The organism is Vibrio sp. MMG023 (genome assembly GCF_021654215.1).
In the GTDB taxonomy this organism is placed as follows: domain Bacteria; phylum Pseudomonadota; class Gammaproteobacteria; order Enterobacterales; family Vibrionaceae; genus Vibrio; species Vibrio jasicida.
Map to the genome: position 1 here is coordinate 700,147 of NZ_JAKFZP010000001.1, position 13,878 is coordinate 714,024.

Here is a 13,878-nt window from a genome sequence, read left to right on the forward strand (position 1 = left end):
AGGCGTAGCTCATCCCCAGTTAAGGTTTAAACGTCCGTTTAAAAGTATTCAAACGCCCAAGCCAAAACAAAGATCGCAAGGATACCGATTTAAACACCTGTTTTATAAGCATTTTGCAGATAAACCAATCTGATCGCGCCTACTCTCACTATTACGCCTTTTCTCAGTAAGAATCTGAACATGGGGCAATAATTCGATATGTAACAAATATTTAAGAAAGCGAAACTGCCGTTCACGTCACAGTTGGTGCGGTTTATAAATTGACAGGAAAGGAGAGAAAGACTCGAAATGATGACGAGAGGAGCACTAATAAAGAACACTAGATACAAAAATAGCGCGAAAAACGCGCTATCAATAAGAAGAAATAAACGCTTAACTTGAATAGCCAACCAATGCATTCCAAAGCTCTTCGTTAATAATTTCCAACTTAATACCTTCATCTCGGAATGAAAGAGCAGACTCTATCTTTCGTCCGTAACTTGTAAAACGCCAATCCCTGCTGGCGATAGCACCTAGCACAAGGATATCTACACTTTTTGAGACAGAACCTTTAACTTCAGCCCCTAAAGCCAATGCCCTTTGTTCTTGAACTTTACGAGTACCACTCAAGAACTTTCCGGTAAAACAGATGCGCTTTCCATCGACACACATACGACCATCTTGTGTCGTAGAGAAATCAGCAGACATTCCATAAGCGAGGCCAGTATCAAGCATTGATTGACCAGAAATAGCCTTGATCAAATCTAACAGCTCTTTTCTCTCTTCGTCATCAACAATGTCATCCGCTAAGATGGCGTCTAACCTTTTTTTAATTGCACTAGCAGGCCACATGCGTGTTAAAGCCTTATCTTGTTGAAGCAAGCTAGAAAGACGCTCAATTTCCATATCGCAAAGCATACCATCTGCACTGATGCCACTCAGAAATCCCAAGAGGTGATTGACAGTGCTCTCGTATCCACCGTCCTCTAAATCACCATAATCGAGGATGTCTTGCAACATTTGCTGTATATCCTTTAGCTCAGAAGTCGAGATTACTCCATCTTCTAAAATATCTTCAATTTGCTCGTGAATATCAATGAAATCACCATCTTTGAAGTTGAAGATATCATTGTCTTTCCAAGCTCTCAGGTATACCTCTTCAACCTGGTTTAAATGCTCATCTGCATGGATTCCATCAAGAATTCCTTTTAACGTCAAAATTGCCTTTGCTTTATTTCTCTTGTAATTAAAAGCAATGTTGTGTGGCTGCGCGTCGATGTCCAAACGCTTCGTATCTTTTACCGTCATGCCTCTCACCAAAGTAAACAACCATTTGCATATTTAATAGCTCATTAAAGTATTAACATTCAACACGCAAGACGGTTAATTGCTAGTTAGATAACAAAACGCGTTGTTAAGGACACAAAAAAAGCACCTAACAAGGTGCTTCTTAAATACGTTCAACCCTACGTGCGGTATAACACCTTCACAACGTGCCAACCAAATTTGGTTTTGACTAGGTGTGGAGTAAGAACCTCACCAGAAAAACAAACTTTATCGAACTGTGGCACCATTTGACCGCGGCGAAACTCACCTAGGTCGCCACCACGTTTACCAGATGGACAAGTCGAGTATTTCTTTGCCAATGTCTGGAATTTAGCACCTTTTTTAAGCTGCTGGATGATGTCTTCAGCTTGTTCTTTATGCTTTACAAGAATGTGTAAAGCGGCTGCTGTATTTGCCATGTGTCTGTCTCTCACTGTTCGGGTGGCGCAAGTTTACCGAAACGTCCCATCATCGCCAATTATTTCTGTTAATCAGACGCTATCTTCATCTAAAGATGACAAGCACCACCTTACAAATTGATGAAAACTTATTCGTTCTTCTGCTCGATTTCTCACTTAACTTGCTCTATTTCCTAAAAAGCTCACTTTTCTATGCTCTATGGTTGAAGCTGTCGCCTTATAAGATTAGATTAGTTCGATAAATCAGTTATATTGATAAGGTTATTTTCATGGCAAAAGTCGCAAGTAAAGCGAACCAATCTCAAGGCATGTTGGTGTTTAAACTCACCCTGCAACAGAACTTCGCAATTGGCACACTTAAAGTCCGTGAAATTGTACCTTATATGCCGACCACCAAAATTCCTTATTCACACCATCATGTAATTGGCACTGTGACCATTCGTGATTTGACGGTGCCAGTCATTGATATGGCGGCAGCGATTGGATTCCGTCCTATCCAAGAAGAAGAATACAATAATTGCTATTTGATCGTGACGGACTGTCTGCGTACCGTGGTGGCATTTATGGTGCGAAGTATCGAGAAAATCATTGAATGTGATTGGAAATCTATCGAAACACCGCCATCAAGTGCGGGTCATAATATCTTTGTAACGGGTATTACTCGCTATGAAGAGAAGATCGTCCAAATGTTGGATGTGGAACTTCTACTATCGAAGATCTACCCGCAATACGAGAATACCAAGATTCCAATGCTTACAGACATCGAGCGCGAGCGTTTGAAAGCCTTGAATATCCTTTTGGTGGACGACTCTTCTATCGCTCGCAAGCAATTGAGCGACGCGCTAGACCGCATCAACATCCCGTATCAAATCTGTAAAAACGGCTCAGACGCACTTGACTTGATGAAGCGAGATGCAGAAGCGAACCGCCCAATTGACCTTTTAGTGAGTGACATTGAAATGCCAGGGCTGGATGGTTATGAACTTGCGTTTGAAGTTCAAAATGATTCTGCGCTGAATAACTCTTACCGCATTCTTCACACGTCTCTATCAAGCGAGATTTGTGTTGATCGAGCTCACCAAGTTGGCGCTCACGAGGCATTAGAGAAATTCAACGCTGGGGAATTGATTGAAGCGATGCTGCGCGGTGCAAAAGAGCTGGAAGCCAAAGCGATAGCTTCTTAATCATATCTAATAAGTTTGCTTGATCTGGTATACATCAATAACTTTTTCGGCAGTCAACAAACTCGTGATACTTGCTACCGAACATGAAAACAGTGCAACAAAGACGAACATTTTGATGTGACTATTGAGCAATAACCCTCCGCCGAAGAAATACAGTCCTATCGCGATAACCGCCGGCATAATCAATGCGGGTCGACACAACAATTCCATTGAAAGGGAGAAAAAGTAAACCTCCTCCCTTTTCGCAATCGAATACCAGTTGTAGAAAACTATAGAAGCTGTCACACCCACCGCTAACGCTATAGCAATCAGAACACTCGAAAAATGCTGCCCTGCAAACAACACAAACCCCGCTCTGATAGACAATAGCGCGCAAAATAGCCAAATCAATAAAGGCCCCCCAACAACTAAACCCATCGCTTCCTTCCTCTGAATCAATTTTAATCGTTATTCAAACAAAGACAGAAAGATGGGTAAAGGCAATTACAGCACTCGAATGAGAACTCTGCGACGGCTAGCTTAAAGTCATTAAATTCAGACTATTAGGTGATATTTTTCCTATTTACTTGGCATTGTGTAGCTGCGAGACACAAACTCAGTTTCTTCGACTTGATAAGTGTGGTTGATGTAAGACGCCAAACTGTAGAGCACATTCGCGAGCAGGTTTGAATAGCGGAACAAAATCGGAGCGGGTTGTTTCTTACCTGAATGTTCAACGGCAACCAATGCACGAACCACCTTCTTTGCTTGGCAACGACACAGATGCAATTGGCTTGACGTTGGGTGGCCGCCAGGAAGCACAAACCCTTTAAAGCCGCCATCGATACGAGCCTTGATTGCATCGTAATCGGCTTTTAGCTCATCCACTTCCGCTTCTGTAATCGCGAGTTTTCCGCGGATAGAGCCATTCACATGGTATACGTTTGGCTGCATTCGAGTCAGTATGTCCCGGCTAAAGTCATCGAGTTCCATCGATAGAACCAGCCCAATTCGGCTACACAACTCATCAGCAGTGATTTCAAAGTCACATACTGGGCTGTCTTCATAGATGAATGGGTAACAAATCTCGCCAAGTTCCTTGCTTACTGGTCTCATGCTCTTTCTCTGTGCTTTTGTTCTAATAAAAAAGGGAGTCAGTATAACCTAACTCCCTTTGGGCATTCACATCCATTTAGACGATCATAAGTTAGAAAATCGGCTTAGGCGTTTTCGATTTTCTTGTGACCTTCTTGAAGGTGAACGAAATCAACCAGATCATCGCCTGATACTTGGTAAGCTTGACCAAAGCCTTTCACGAATAGACCTTGTTCTGCTTTTAGGTTGAACAGAACGAAGTCTTCTAGTTGGCTCAGACCATCAATGATCTCACCAAAACGGTCTTTCATTTGGCCAACAACTTGTTGCCACATTTCAGTATCACGCTCAACAACGGTTGCAACCGCATCAAACGTTAGACGCTTACGAGCGAACAACTGCTTCGACGAATCTTCGTCTTCAATCATCATCAAAGATACGTTTGGATTCTCTAGTAGGTTGCGTGCGTGACGAGCAATCTGAGAAATAAGAACGAAGTAACCTTCCTGGTTTTGAACGTATGGTGCGTAACTTACGTTTGGACGGCCTTCCGCATCAACGGTTGCTAATTGAATTGTACGGCGCTCCTGACGAAATTCCTTGATTTCTGGTCCTAGACGACCTTGTAAACGCTCTTGTTTAACTTGCTGATCCATTTTGATACCTAACTTTACTTGTTTGTTGTTCCAAGTTTTAACTCGGTTATTCTTTAATAAAATGACACTGCGCTAACGAATTAGTGCAGTGTCATGCTCATTCGAGACTACTTGTTGAACTCTGCTTGCATTGCACGGAATGCTGTTACTTGTTCTTCGATAAGCTCACGCTTCTCGTTACGGCCTAGGTAAATCTTAAAGATGTTGCTGCCACACTCAGAGAAGAAACCAAAATAATGGCTCTCTCGCCCCATGAAACGTTTGCTGACTAGCGCGATGTTTTTCACGTTATCAAGTTTTAGGTGACCATGAAGTTCACCTTCTTTACCCATAAGGTTGTAGTAACCACGAGCCACTTTACCTTTCGGGAACGGCGCTTTTACTTCAAAGATAGAACCAAAAGAATGAACGATAGTTGTTACTGGGCCAAAACCAACAAGACCTTCTAAAATGCTTTGTGCTTGCTCACCAGGAGCTACTGCAACCATCTCTTGGGGAAGTGCAGCTACCACATCAAACTCTGATACACCAAGGCGCTCAGCCATTGCTGCTGGAAGTAGTTGCGGCTCTTGTTCTAGTAGGGCTTCGACCTGTTGCTTAATTGATTCCATTGTTTTTTCCATTTCTTTCAGATTAATTGTTAGATACTTTTGGTACGTTTTCGTTCATTTCAGAAGTCAGTACTTGAATACATGCCTGAGCCAGAGACACAGCCCAGAAGCTACCTGCTAACGTCAGTACTAAACTGCGCTCTTGTAGCTCAACTAAGCCCTTGTCATGCCAAACTTTGAATAGTGGCATCAGGAAATTAAAGGTGTCTTCACCCATAAATGTTGGCAACTTGCTCGCCTGAACAATGCCTCGATCAAAGCCAGACTTCAGCGCTGCGAATAGCGGCTCAAGTGGACTTTGCTTCATCATCATTGCGATGGTGCTCTGCCCTTCATTTATAGCTTTGACGTAAGTGTCTAGCGTGCGGTGCTGCATCATGCCGTAACCGCCGATATTACCGCCCGCGCCACAACCAATAGGCAGTACTTCTGCATAGGTCTTCGCTAAGCTGTTGTATAAGCTGCGTTCACGGTTATCAATTGCCCAATGGTTAACACTAAGCTGCTTCATGTGGTGCTCCGCCATAAACTTAGCACCAAGCTCGTACATGCCCGCTTTTTCCGGTGTCGTTGCTGGTGGCGGCATTTTGCCTTTTTCAACTAAATTGAGCATTGGCGCTGTACCACCAACCACTAACTGATAAAGGTCCAAGCCATGAGCGCCTGTAGACAAAAAGTCCTTAAGATCTTGCTCTAAAACTTCTTTCGTTTGATAAGGCAGGCCGTAAAGCAAATCGATGATGACAGGGATCTTGTCTTCTTTCGCCAACTCACTTACTCGCTGAAGTACATCTTCACGGTCATCTAGACGTTTAGCGCTACGACGAACTTTGGTATTAAAGCTCTGGATGCCAAATGAGAAACGGTTGAATCCACCGTCTAGCGCACCTTGATATAACTCGTCTGAGAATCGGTTGATACGACCTTCAAGTGTAATTTCGCAGTCAGCTGCGAGAGGGAAATAGTCGTGAATGGCCTGGCCTAGAATACGAACTTGGTCTGCAGATAAGTCAGTAGGCGTACCACCGCCGATGTAAACCGCATGGAAGATGCCACTTTGCGTCCACGGCATCGCCGCTTTCTCTTTTAGCTCTTTCATCAGAGCATCAAAGTATTCATCGACTAACTTACGGCTGGCAGCATTTTGGAAGAAGTTACAGAAAGTACAACGCACACGACAAAATGGAACGTGAATGTACAAGCAACGCTTATTGTTCTTTACCGTCGTTTCAGACGTAATCCTTGAAAGAATATCTCCTTGTTGTGGCGGCGGCACTGGCATGCTACTACCACCTGCATGCGCAGAGTGCTTTTTCACAAAAGCAAAGCGCAATGGATCCGGGCTATCACTCCCAAGGATTGATTCGTCAAATTTATAAATATCGACGCTCATATTTACTCACTTAAAGCCCACCACACAAAGGATTGAGGCTCATTTCAAAAAAACTGCAAAGATCATAATTTGCGCGTAATGATAATGCAATTGATAATTGATCTTATTTCCTTTGTAAGTGATAATCAGTCCCAACTTGATAATTATTAGCAACACCGAGATTTACCCGTGAACCTACAAAGATATGTCATTGCCGGAGGCGCCTCACTTGCGATTCATGCAGCGCTTCTTTTTGTCTCTCAAGAGACAAAAGTTTTTGCGATGCCTGCAGGAAATCCGGCAAGCACAGTAAGCCTGAATTTGGTCTCGGCTCCTAAACCTGTTAAAGCGCAAGCGGCTCCTCAAGAGAAAGTCGAGAAGAAGCAAACTGAAACCAAGAAGCAACCGGAACCTAAGCCAGAACCAGTTAAAAAGCCGATCGAAAAACCCGTCGTTAAAAAAGAAGCTATAAAGAAAAAACCACCGGTAAAAAAGAAACCTGAACCAATCAAGCCACCTAAAAAGCCACAACCAACGAAACCAGTGGCTAAAAAAGATCCGGAACCAAAAGAAAAAGTAGAGAAGAAAGTCGCAAAAGAACCAGTACAAGAGCAAAAAGCCGCACCAACAAATAAATCAAAAGGTGCGACTTCAGAGCCAGTACTAGTCGATAAGCCAACTTTTGTCTCCCAACCAGTTCAGCCTCGCTACCCTCGTTCAGCTCGTAAGCGTGGCATTCAAGGTGTTGCACTATACGAAATTTGGCTTGATGCAAATGGCAATCAAGTTAAACAAGTTCTTATTGAATCTTCCGGTGCAGAAATGCTCGATGCTTCAGCGCTACGTGCGATAAAGCAATGGGAATTCTCACCACATATTTCTGGCGGGCAACAAGTTGCTCACCGCGTTCAAATCCCAGTTCGTTTTAAGTTGGATGGATAATGGAACAGCTACAACATTTACAAACCCAATTTGGTCTTATGACTTGGCCTTTAATTATTTGTTCTGCTTTAACAGTCATGATCATTGCGGAAAGACTTTTCCAAGTATTTGTTAGTCTTGGAGTAGGCAAAAGAGCAATTCGTCAAAAGCTCAAAACCCTAGACCCAACAAACAGCAAAGATATCGAAGCACTTGCAGACAATCTTTCTGGCAAGCGACCTCTTCTTTATCGTGGTGTCGCGATGTTACTTGCTCACCATTCTTTCTCTAAGTCACTTCGTGAAGACGCGGCAGGAATCTGGTTGCAAGAAAAGCGTCATCAATTACATTCCGGTCTGCGTCTTTTGACACTCATTGGTGTGATCAGTCCTCTAATCGGGCTGTTAGGTACCGTTCTTGGCCTGATCGATATGTTTAAAGGCATTGCGTCTTCTACAGGTAACATCACGCCAAACGATCTGGCTGATGGCCTAGGTCTGGCAATGCGCACGACCGCAGCGGGTTTGATCATTGCATTGCCCGCAATTTCAGGCGCACAACTGATTGGTCTTTGGGCTGATCGCGTTATCGCTAAGCTTGAGCACACACTGAACTATGTAAACCTCTGGTTAGAAGGCATTTCTTTGCAACACGTTTCTCCAGAAAACAACAAAGAAATCGCAACGGTTGCTGATCATGTTGAAGCGAGAAGCTCATGATTAAAGCACCTCAAGACAATAACAGCCATGGTTTAACTCCGGACCTAACCCCGTTACTGGATATTATCTTTATTGTAATGGTGTTCTTGATGTTGACTGCAGCAGTCAAGCTCGACTCTTTGGATGTCAACCTTCCAAGCACTGATTCTCAAGCCGTTGCCGAAGTTGATAAACAATCCATTACGGTCAACATCCTCAAAGAAGAACCTTTTTGGGCTATCAATGGGAAAACGTATATCGACTGGGAAAACTTTACTCTTGCCTTACTCGAAGAGAGCAAATCAACCGACAAACCTATTGTGATTGGCGCAGAAAAAACCGCTGATATTCAATCCCTCGTTAAGCTTCTTGGCTTTTTACAAGAAAACGGAATTCAGGCGACTCAGTTGTTAACTGAAGAGTCGCAATAAAAAGAACATAAGACAGAGAATAAACTCATGAACAACACACTATTGCCAGTTCGTACCGCCTTAACCGTAGCAGTGACTATGCTTGCAAGTGCGAACCTATTTGCTAACGAAGCCCCGTCAACGGAACGAGTTGTCAGTGCAGGTAGTGCGGTAACTGAACTCCTCATCGCCCTTGATGCAAAAGAAAGCCTAGTCGCAGTTGACGTGACGAGTCAGCTTCCTAAAGAAATGGAGTTACCTAAAGTAGGTTATCACCGTCGTCTATCCGCGGAAGGCTTATTAGCTCTAAGCCCAACAAAAGTGATTGGTTCTGATGAAATGGGCCCAAATACAACGCTTGACCAGTTAAAATCAGCAGGTGTCGACGTTGAGGTCGTAAACACAGAAGCAAACGTTGATGGTTTGATTCATCGTATCGACCAAATTGCTGGCATCATGCATCGTGAAACTGAAGCCACAACACTAAAGAAAGAAGTTGAAGCGCAAGTTCAAGCCCTAGAAGGCAACCAACCAGAAAAAGCGGAGAAAAAGAAAGTCCTTTTCTTGCTGATTCATGAAGGTCGTGCCGCAAACGTTGCAGGTTCAGAAACGACACCAGATGCCATTATTACTCTCGCCGGCGGTGAGAACCCAGCGGCAAGTAAACTGTCTTCATACAAGCCGCTATCAACAGAAGCTATGGTTGAAATGCAACCAGACGTTATCTTAGTGAGTGGCCGTAGTTACCAGACTATGGGTGGCGCTGATGCAATTTTAAAAGCGATGCCACTACTTGCTGCAACGCCAGCAGGTATGACTAAGAACATCGTTACGATTGATGGTCACGCATTAGTCGGTGGTTTGGGTCTAAAAAGCCTATCTGAAGCTAAACGCCTAAACGAGTTACTATACCCGTAGAGAGATTCAATGCTGTTAAGACGTATCCCTTTATCTACTATTCTACTTGCTTTATCCGGTATATTAGCCTTTATAGCTGTAGCTTCAATCACAGTAGGTCCCATGAATATCAGCTTCGCAGACAGCCTACGAAGCCTGAGCGGAGCAGGGTCTGACCTTGCTCCTCACATCCAACTAGTCATTAACGAAATACGCTTACCACGCACTATCCTATGCATGTTCATTGGTGCCATCCTTGCGATTTGTGGTGTGGTTATGCAAGGACTTTTCCGAAACCCTCTCGCTGAACCAGGCATCATTGGTGTTTCTGCAGGAGCCGCTCTTGGCGGGGCTTTCGCTATTGTAGTCTTTGCGGATTTTAGCCAAAACCACCCTCAGCTAATGAACTTAGCCGCGCTGCCTTTCTTTACTTTTCTTGGTGGTGCAATTACAACCGTATTGGTTTATTGGCTAGGAACGAACAAATTCGGCACTTCCGTGACCATTATGCTCTTGGCTGGTGTTGCAATCAGTGCCCTTTCTGGTGCCGCTATTGGTTTTATGAACTTTATCGCCGATGACCAAATGCTTCGCGACCTTACGCTTTGGTCGATGGGATCTTTAGCAGGAGCAAACTGGTCTGGTATTGGTCTAGCAGCAGTGACGCTCGTGATTCTTCTTTTTTGGTTCCAGAAAAAAGCAATGTCACTTAACGCGCTGCTATTAGGTGAATCCGAAGCAAGGCACTTGGGTGTACCCGTGCAAAAGCTTAAGCGTCAGTTGATATTACTTTCTGCTGTCGGCGTTGGTATTACGGTGAGTATTTGTGGTGCCATCGGCTTTATCGGCCTCGTCATTCCTCATTTAGGAAGAATGTTAGCTGGGCCTGACCATAGAACCTTACTACCAATCTCAGCACTAATGGGAGCCTTGCTATTAACCGCTGCGGACATGTTCGCACGAGTTGTTGTTACTCCAGCTGAACTGCCGGTAGGTATCGTAACTGCACTTATTGGTGCGCCGTTCTTTATCTACTTATTGTTCCAACAAAAAGGGAAGATCCTGTAATGAATCCAACGGTTATGTCAGGCAGAAATATCTCCATGAGGTATGGCAGCCGAATCGTACTTGATGACATCAGTATTGATATTCGAGCAGGAGAAGTTACCGCCTTGCTTGGACCAAATGGCGCTGGTAAAAGCACGTTGTTAAAACTCCTATGCGGCGAGATCCCTTCTCAACATGACATTGAGTACTTTGGCAAACAAAAAAACGATTGGGAGTCCGCTGAAAGCGCAAAACACATTGCGATGTTACCACAACACAGCACGTTAACTTTTCCGTTCTTAGCTCGAGAAGTTGTAGAGTTAGGCGCAATTCCGTTGTCGATAACTAACAAAGAAACCACACAATTAGCTTTGCAGTACATGGAGCAGACTGACGTATCTCACCTTGCAGATAGCCTCTACCCTGCTCTTTCTGGTGGTGAAAAGCAGCGCTTACATCTTGCGCGAGTATTAACTCAGCTTCATCAAGCTGGCGACAAAAAAATACTGATGCTGGATGAGCCGACTTCAGCACTCGATCTTGCCCACCAGCACAACACGCTCAAGATCGCACGTGAAGCAGCCAAAGCAAACAATGCGGCCGTTGTGGTTGTATTACATGATTTAAATCTAGCGTCACAGTACGCTGATAGATTGGTTTTACTTCATGATGGCAAACTGGTTTGTGATGACAACCCGTGGAACGCTTTGACACCAGAACGCATTGAACAAGTCTATGGCTATCGCTCTATCGTCACTAAGCATCCGACCTTGGATTTCCCACAAGTCCATGCCGCAGCTTAAATAGCAGCCTTAACGGACAGATTGTCCAGTTCAATATATTAAATAAGAAAAAGCCCCGCATAATGCGGGGCTTTCTTTATTCTGGTTTTATTTGCTCATCTGAATCAACGAACGACCAATTAACCACTCTAACTCTTTGTCGCTACCAGCACCGAACTGGCTCTCAGCCATTTTGTACAAACGGTCAATACCGTTTGCTGCAAACTCATGTGCACTTTCTGAAGTGACGATATGGTGGAACAATAGACGCAAGATCGCTAAGAATTCAGTATCTTCTAGAGCTTTAATCCAGCTCTTCGAAAACGCTTCTAGACCTTTATCAAATTCTAGATGCTCTACGAACATTTTGAAAATACGACCGTCTAACGCGGCGGTAAAATCCGTTTTCTTAGGGAAATGGTGGCTAATACCTGTACGCGATACACCTGTCTGTTGACTTAACGTGGTGTAAGACATTTTGTCATAACCAAGTCTTAGAAGCTGATCAACAACGGCATCCATGATTTTCTGGATAGTGATTTCGGTATCTTCTTTACTACGCTTTGGCATATTTTAAGCTCTTCTCTTTGTAAATCCATCTAACTCACAATTAAATGAGGGCCAGAATGAAAATCATCCTCAGCATTATGTACTGTACGCCCCTAACATCAAATTAGAGGGTCAATCATAACTAAAATGCACTGCGTAACGTGCAATTTACAGTGATATTTCTGTCAATACATGTGACTCAAAATATGGCGAAAAGTCCACTCCATCAAAACCTTGCACCAAATCATTCATCGAAACTATTCTCAGGCTAAGAATGATAATTATGTAAAAATAATTAATCCGGAAATAGTCTTATAAATTGAACCCCAGTTCAACTCACCTGACAAAAATCTCACGAATATCTAGGTTAATTGATTTTAAATATTGATACATATCACATTAATTTTATTAAGGAAGTTCTAATGAATTTAATTAACCCCTTGTTAACAACATAACATACCGTGCCTTTTTTATCCAAAATCATTCATTTTTGTAGATAGAGATCAAATACCTGATAGAATACCCACAGTATTTACAAGAGGATTCGTTATGAGTGTCGAATTAGAAGAAAGCCAAGTTTGTGAAGCTTGCGGTTGCGCTGGTGAAATGGGTTTTATCATCAAAGAAGGCGACGATGTTGCTGACGTAACGATTTTCGCAGAAACTAAAGCAGCACTAGAAGCTGAGTTGGCGAAATACATCGAAATGGCGACAACAGTGTGTGCCGGCGTTGAATACAACGTTTCTGAACTCACTGAAGAATCAAAAGAGCTCACAGCTCGCTTCAAGTTTGAAGTTAGCGCTGAAAAGCTAATCTTTGAACTGAAAACTCGCTCTCTAGCGCGTTAAAAATCAAAGTTATAAGAGTAAAAAAGCGAGCACTCTGCTCGCTTTTGTGTTTTTAGCGCTCTTGTAATAAGTGACATTACTTTTCTTGCTTAAATACCACCCACTTTAACGCGCCATTCGTTTCAAAGTCATTTTCATCAGTACAGACCAATAAAACACCGTCAACACTTAGTACCGCTCCAGTCGTGTAGGCTTTATCATCGTAGTAACAAACTCGTTGCCCTAATTTACCGTCTGCCACAACCAATGCTTTGGCCTCAGGCGTACTGTAAGATTTCGCCATCACCGAGCCAGAAAGTAATACGCTGACAATACTTATGGTGATGCAAGCTATCGGTTTTTTATCCATGGCTCTCCCCTTTATCTTGATAACATACTAACAAGAAGCCATTTTCGGTTCTTGGCAGCATCTCATATTCTTTATATCTCTCGCTCTAGAAGCCCTACTCGCTTTACGTTATTCTTTTCTCTTGAATTTTTGTTGAAGTAGCAATAATGCGTGTATTCCCTCTCTTTCTTACCTTAATGGCCATAAGTACGAACCCTGCTGCATACGAGCTCGATTACTACTCCAAATTTGGCCATACAGACAACTACGGCAATGTTGACCTACGCAACAAACCTTATTCTCAGTTGCCCGACGGGTTCATCGTTAAAGGTAATTTGAATATCTCGCAAACCCCGATTACCAAACTTCCTAGAGGGCTTGACGTAGGGGGTAGCTTGGAGGCCACCAACAGCTCGCTTAAAACCATTAGGTCAGGGACTAAGATCAAAGGGTATGCAAATCTATTGGGAAGCAAAATCGAACGTTGGCCACGAGGAGTGAAGCTTGGGGGTTACCTAAATTTGACAGATACCCCTTTGCAAAGCTTACCGACTCGACTGCGAGTGAAGGGGGACTTGAGTGTTATTAGAACGCCGCTAACTCAATTACCTGAAGGCCTTGTCGTAGAGGGGAATTTGTATATCAGTGGTTCAAAACTCACCGAATTCCCAGAGACCATGACGGTCAATGGCAACATTTTCTTAGGTGGGAATCGTATATCAAAGTGGCCAACGAACTTGACCTTAGGTGGCGCCGTTGCACCTTAGAACAGAATG

18 protein-coding genes are annotated in these 13,878 nt (G+C 43.4%); 9 read left to right on the forward strand and 9 right to left on the reverse strand.

What is annotated here, in order from left to right:
- Positions 1-372: 372 nt before the first annotated feature.
- The gene (locus L1076_RS03070) at positions 373-1,287 is read right to left on the reverse strand and encodes a BRCT domain-containing protein (protein ID WP_186175329.1); all 915 of its coding nucleotides are present in this window, start codon (positions 1,285-1,287) and stop codon (positions 373-375) included.
- Positions 1,288-1,445: 158 nt separating this feature from the next.
- Entirely contained in the window at positions 1,446-1,739 is a 294-nt protein-coding gene (gene ppiC / locus L1076_RS03075) for a peptidylprolyl isomerase PpiC (protein WP_223976268.1), read from the reverse strand.
- 254 nt (positions 1,740-1,993) lie between these two features.
- Here ppiC and L1076_RS03080 point away from each other — a divergent pair, with 254 nt between their 5' ends.
- Positions 1,994-2,908 carry a chemotaxis protein gene (locus L1076_RS03080; protein WP_039975021.1) on the forward strand — a complete coding sequence of 305 codons (915 nt, stop codon included), beginning with the start codon at positions 1,994-1,996 and terminating at the stop codon, positions 2,906-2,908.
- A 6-nt stretch (positions 2,909-2,914) separates the two neighbouring features.
- Here L1076_RS03080 and L1076_RS03085 read toward each other — a convergent pair whose 3' ends face one another.
- The 5 genes from L1076_RS03085 to hutW all read right to left on the reverse strand — a co-directional run bounded on the left by L1076_RS03085 (position 2,915) and on the right by hutW (position 6,642).
- Positions 2,915-3,325 (reverse strand): hypothetical protein, encoded by a 411-nt coding sequence (locus L1076_RS03085; protein WP_045404700.1) that lies wholly within the window; start codon positions 3,323-3,325, stop codon positions 2,915-2,917.
- 141 nt (positions 3,326-3,466) lie between these two features.
- Positions 3,467-4,003 (reverse strand): ATP:cob(I)alamin adenosyltransferase, encoded by a 537-nt coding sequence (locus L1076_RS03090; RefSeq protein WP_042604917.1) that lies wholly within the window; start codon positions 4,001-4,003, stop codon positions 3,467-3,469.
- A gap of 104 nt (positions 4,004-4,107) precedes the next feature.
- Complete coding sequence (hutZ, locus tag L1076_RS03095; RefSeq protein ID WP_005441121.1) at positions 4,108-4,638, reverse strand: heme utilization protein HutZ; 531 nt, start codon at positions 4,636-4,638, stop codon at positions 4,108-4,110.
- 107 nt (positions 4,639-4,745) lie between these two features.
- Positions 4,746-5,249: a heme utilization cystosolic carrier protein HutX gene (gene hutX / locus L1076_RS03100; RefSeq protein WP_181028070.1), complete on the reverse strand. Its 504-nt coding sequence runs from the start codon at positions 5,247-5,249 to the stop codon at positions 4,746-4,748.
- A gap of 22 nt (positions 5,250-5,271) precedes the next feature.
- Entirely contained in the window at positions 5,272-6,642 is a 1,371-nt protein-coding gene (hutW, locus tag L1076_RS03105) for a heme anaerobic degradation radical SAM methyltransferase ChuW/HutW (protein WP_104038444.1), read from the reverse strand.
- Between the two features lie 168 nt (positions 6,643-6,810).
- On the opposite strand from hutW, the gene L1076_RS03110 reads away from it, so the two are divergent.
- The 6 genes from L1076_RS03110 to L1076_RS03135 are packed head-to-tail and all read left to right on the forward strand — an operon-like array spanning position 6,811 to position 11,397.
- Positions 6,811-7,563 carry an energy transducer TonB gene (locus L1076_RS03110; protein WP_045404703.1) on the forward strand — a complete coding sequence of 251 codons (753 nt, stop codon included), beginning with the start codon at positions 6,811-6,813 and terminating at the stop codon, positions 7,561-7,563.
- Positions 7,563-8,261 carry a MotA/TolQ/ExbB proton channel family protein gene (locus tag L1076_RS03115; RefSeq protein WP_237303106.1) on the forward strand — a complete coding sequence of 233 codons (699 nt, stop codon included), beginning with the start codon at positions 7,563-7,565 and terminating at the stop codon, positions 8,259-8,261. Before L1076_RS03110 ends, L1076_RS03115 begins: the two co-directional genes overlap by 1 nt.
- The gene (locus L1076_RS03120; protein ID WP_104038443.1) at positions 8,258-8,671 is read left to right on the forward strand and encodes a biopolymer transporter ExbD; all 414 of its coding nucleotides are present in this window, start codon (positions 8,258-8,260) and stop codon (positions 8,669-8,671) included. Before L1076_RS03115 ends, L1076_RS03120 begins: the two co-directional genes overlap by 4 nt.
- A gap of 27 nt (positions 8,672-8,698) precedes the next feature.
- Positions 8,699-9,568 (forward strand): ABC transporter substrate-binding protein, encoded by an 870-nt coding sequence (locus L1076_RS03125; RefSeq protein ID WP_104038442.1) that lies wholly within the window; start codon positions 8,699-8,701, stop codon positions 9,566-9,568.
- Between the two features lie 9 nt (positions 9,569-9,577).
- Positions 9,578-10,615: an iron ABC transporter permease gene (locus L1076_RS03130; RefSeq protein WP_237303107.1), complete on the forward strand. Its 1,038-nt coding sequence runs from the start codon at positions 9,578-9,580 to the stop codon at positions 10,613-10,615.
- A complete protein-coding gene (locus tag L1076_RS03135; RefSeq protein ID WP_237303108.1) occupies positions 10,615-11,397 on the forward strand; it encodes a heme ABC transporter ATP-binding protein in 783 nt (260 codons plus the stop codon). Before L1076_RS03130 ends, L1076_RS03135 begins: the two co-directional genes overlap by 1 nt.
- Before the next feature lie 87 nt (positions 11,398-11,484).
- On the opposite strand, the gene L1076_RS03140 is transcribed toward L1076_RS03135, so the two are convergent.
- Positions 11,485-11,946 carry a TetR/AcrR family transcriptional regulator gene (locus tag L1076_RS03140; RefSeq protein WP_038867249.1) on the reverse strand — a complete coding sequence of 154 codons (462 nt, stop codon included), beginning with the start codon at positions 11,944-11,946 and terminating at the stop codon, positions 11,485-11,487.
- Positions 11,947-12,474: 528 nt separating this feature from the next.
- Here L1076_RS03140 and L1076_RS03145 point away from each other — a divergent pair.
- Positions 12,475-12,774 (forward strand): YfcZ/YiiS family protein, encoded by a 300-nt coding sequence (locus tag L1076_RS03145; protein WP_039975028.1) that lies wholly within the window; start codon positions 12,475-12,477, stop codon positions 12,772-12,774.
- A gap of 76 nt (positions 12,775-12,850) precedes the next feature.
- Here the strand turns inward: L1076_RS03145 and L1076_RS03150 are convergent, their stop codons facing one another.
- Positions 12,851-13,123: a YnjH family protein gene (locus L1076_RS03150; RefSeq protein ID WP_039975029.1), complete on the reverse strand. Its 273-nt coding sequence runs from the start codon at positions 13,121-13,123 to the stop codon at positions 12,851-12,853.
- Positions 13,124-13,269: 146 nt separating this feature from the next.
- Between L1076_RS03150 and L1076_RS03155 the strand changes: the two genes are divergently transcribed.
- Positions 13,270-13,869, forward strand: coding sequence for a hypothetical protein (locus L1076_RS03155; RefSeq protein WP_038867245.1), 600 nt, complete (start codon positions 13,270-13,272; stop codon positions 13,867-13,869).
- Positions 13,870-13,878 lie beyond the last annotated feature (9 nt).

Bases quoted from the DNA above. Each gene is read 5' to 3' on its own strand.
- L1076_RS03070 (WP_186175329.1), bottom strand. From the start codon at position 1,287: ATGACGGTAAAAGATACGAAGCGTTTGGACATCGACGCGCAGCCACAC.
- L1076_RS03080 (WP_039975021.1), top strand. From the start codon at position 1,994: ATGGCAAAAGTCGCAAGTAAAGCGAACCAATCTCAAGGCATGTTGGTG.
- L1076_RS03085 (WP_045404700.1), bottom strand. From the start codon at position 3,325: ATGGGTTTAGTTGTTGGGGGGCCTTTATTGATTTGGCTATTTTGCGCG.
- L1076_RS03090 (WP_042604917.1), bottom strand. From the start codon at position 4,003: ATGAGACCAGTAAGCAAGGAACTTGGCGAGATTTGTTACCCATTCATC.
- hutZ (WP_005441121.1), bottom strand. From the start codon at position 4,638: ATGGATCAGCAAGTTAAACAAGAGCGTTTACAAGGTCGTCTAGGACCA.
- hutX (WP_181028070.1), bottom strand. From the start codon at position 5,249: ATGGAATCAATTAAGCAACAGGTCGAAGCCCTACTAGAACAAGAGCCG.
- hutW (WP_104038444.1), bottom strand. From the start codon at position 6,642: ATGAGCGTCGATATTTATAAATTTGACGAATCAATCCTTGGGAGTGAT.
- L1076_RS03115 (WP_237303106.1), top strand. From the start codon at position 7,563: ATGGAACAGCTACAACATTTACAAACCCAATTTGGTCTTATGACTTGG.
- L1076_RS03120 (WP_104038443.1), top strand. From the start codon at position 8,258: ATGATTAAAGCACCTCAAGACAATAACAGCCATGGTTTAACTCCGGAC.
- L1076_RS03125 (WP_104038442.1), top strand. From the start codon at position 8,699: ATGAACAACACACTATTGCCAGTTCGTACCGCCTTAACCGTAGCAGTG.
- L1076_RS03130 (WP_237303107.1), top strand. From the start codon at position 9,578: ATGCTGTTAAGACGTATCCCTTTATCTACTATTCTACTTGCTTTATCC.
- L1076_RS03135 (WP_237303108.1), top strand. From the start codon at position 10,615: ATGAATCCAACGGTTATGTCAGGCAGAAATATCTCCATGAGGTATGGC.
- L1076_RS03140 (WP_038867249.1), bottom strand. From the start codon at position 11,946: ATGCCAAAGCGTAGTAAAGAAGATACCGAAATCACTATCCAGAAAATC.
- L1076_RS03145 (WP_039975028.1), top strand. From the start codon at position 12,475: ATGAGTGTCGAATTAGAAGAAAGCCAAGTTTGTGAAGCTTGCGGTTGC.
- L1076_RS03150 (WP_039975029.1), bottom strand. From the start codon at position 13,123: ATGGATAAAAAACCGATAGCTTGCATCACCATAAGTATTGTCAGCGTA.
- L1076_RS03155 (WP_038867245.1), top strand. From the start codon at position 13,270: ATGCGTGTATTCCCTCTCTTTCTTACCTTAATGGCCATAAGTACGAAC.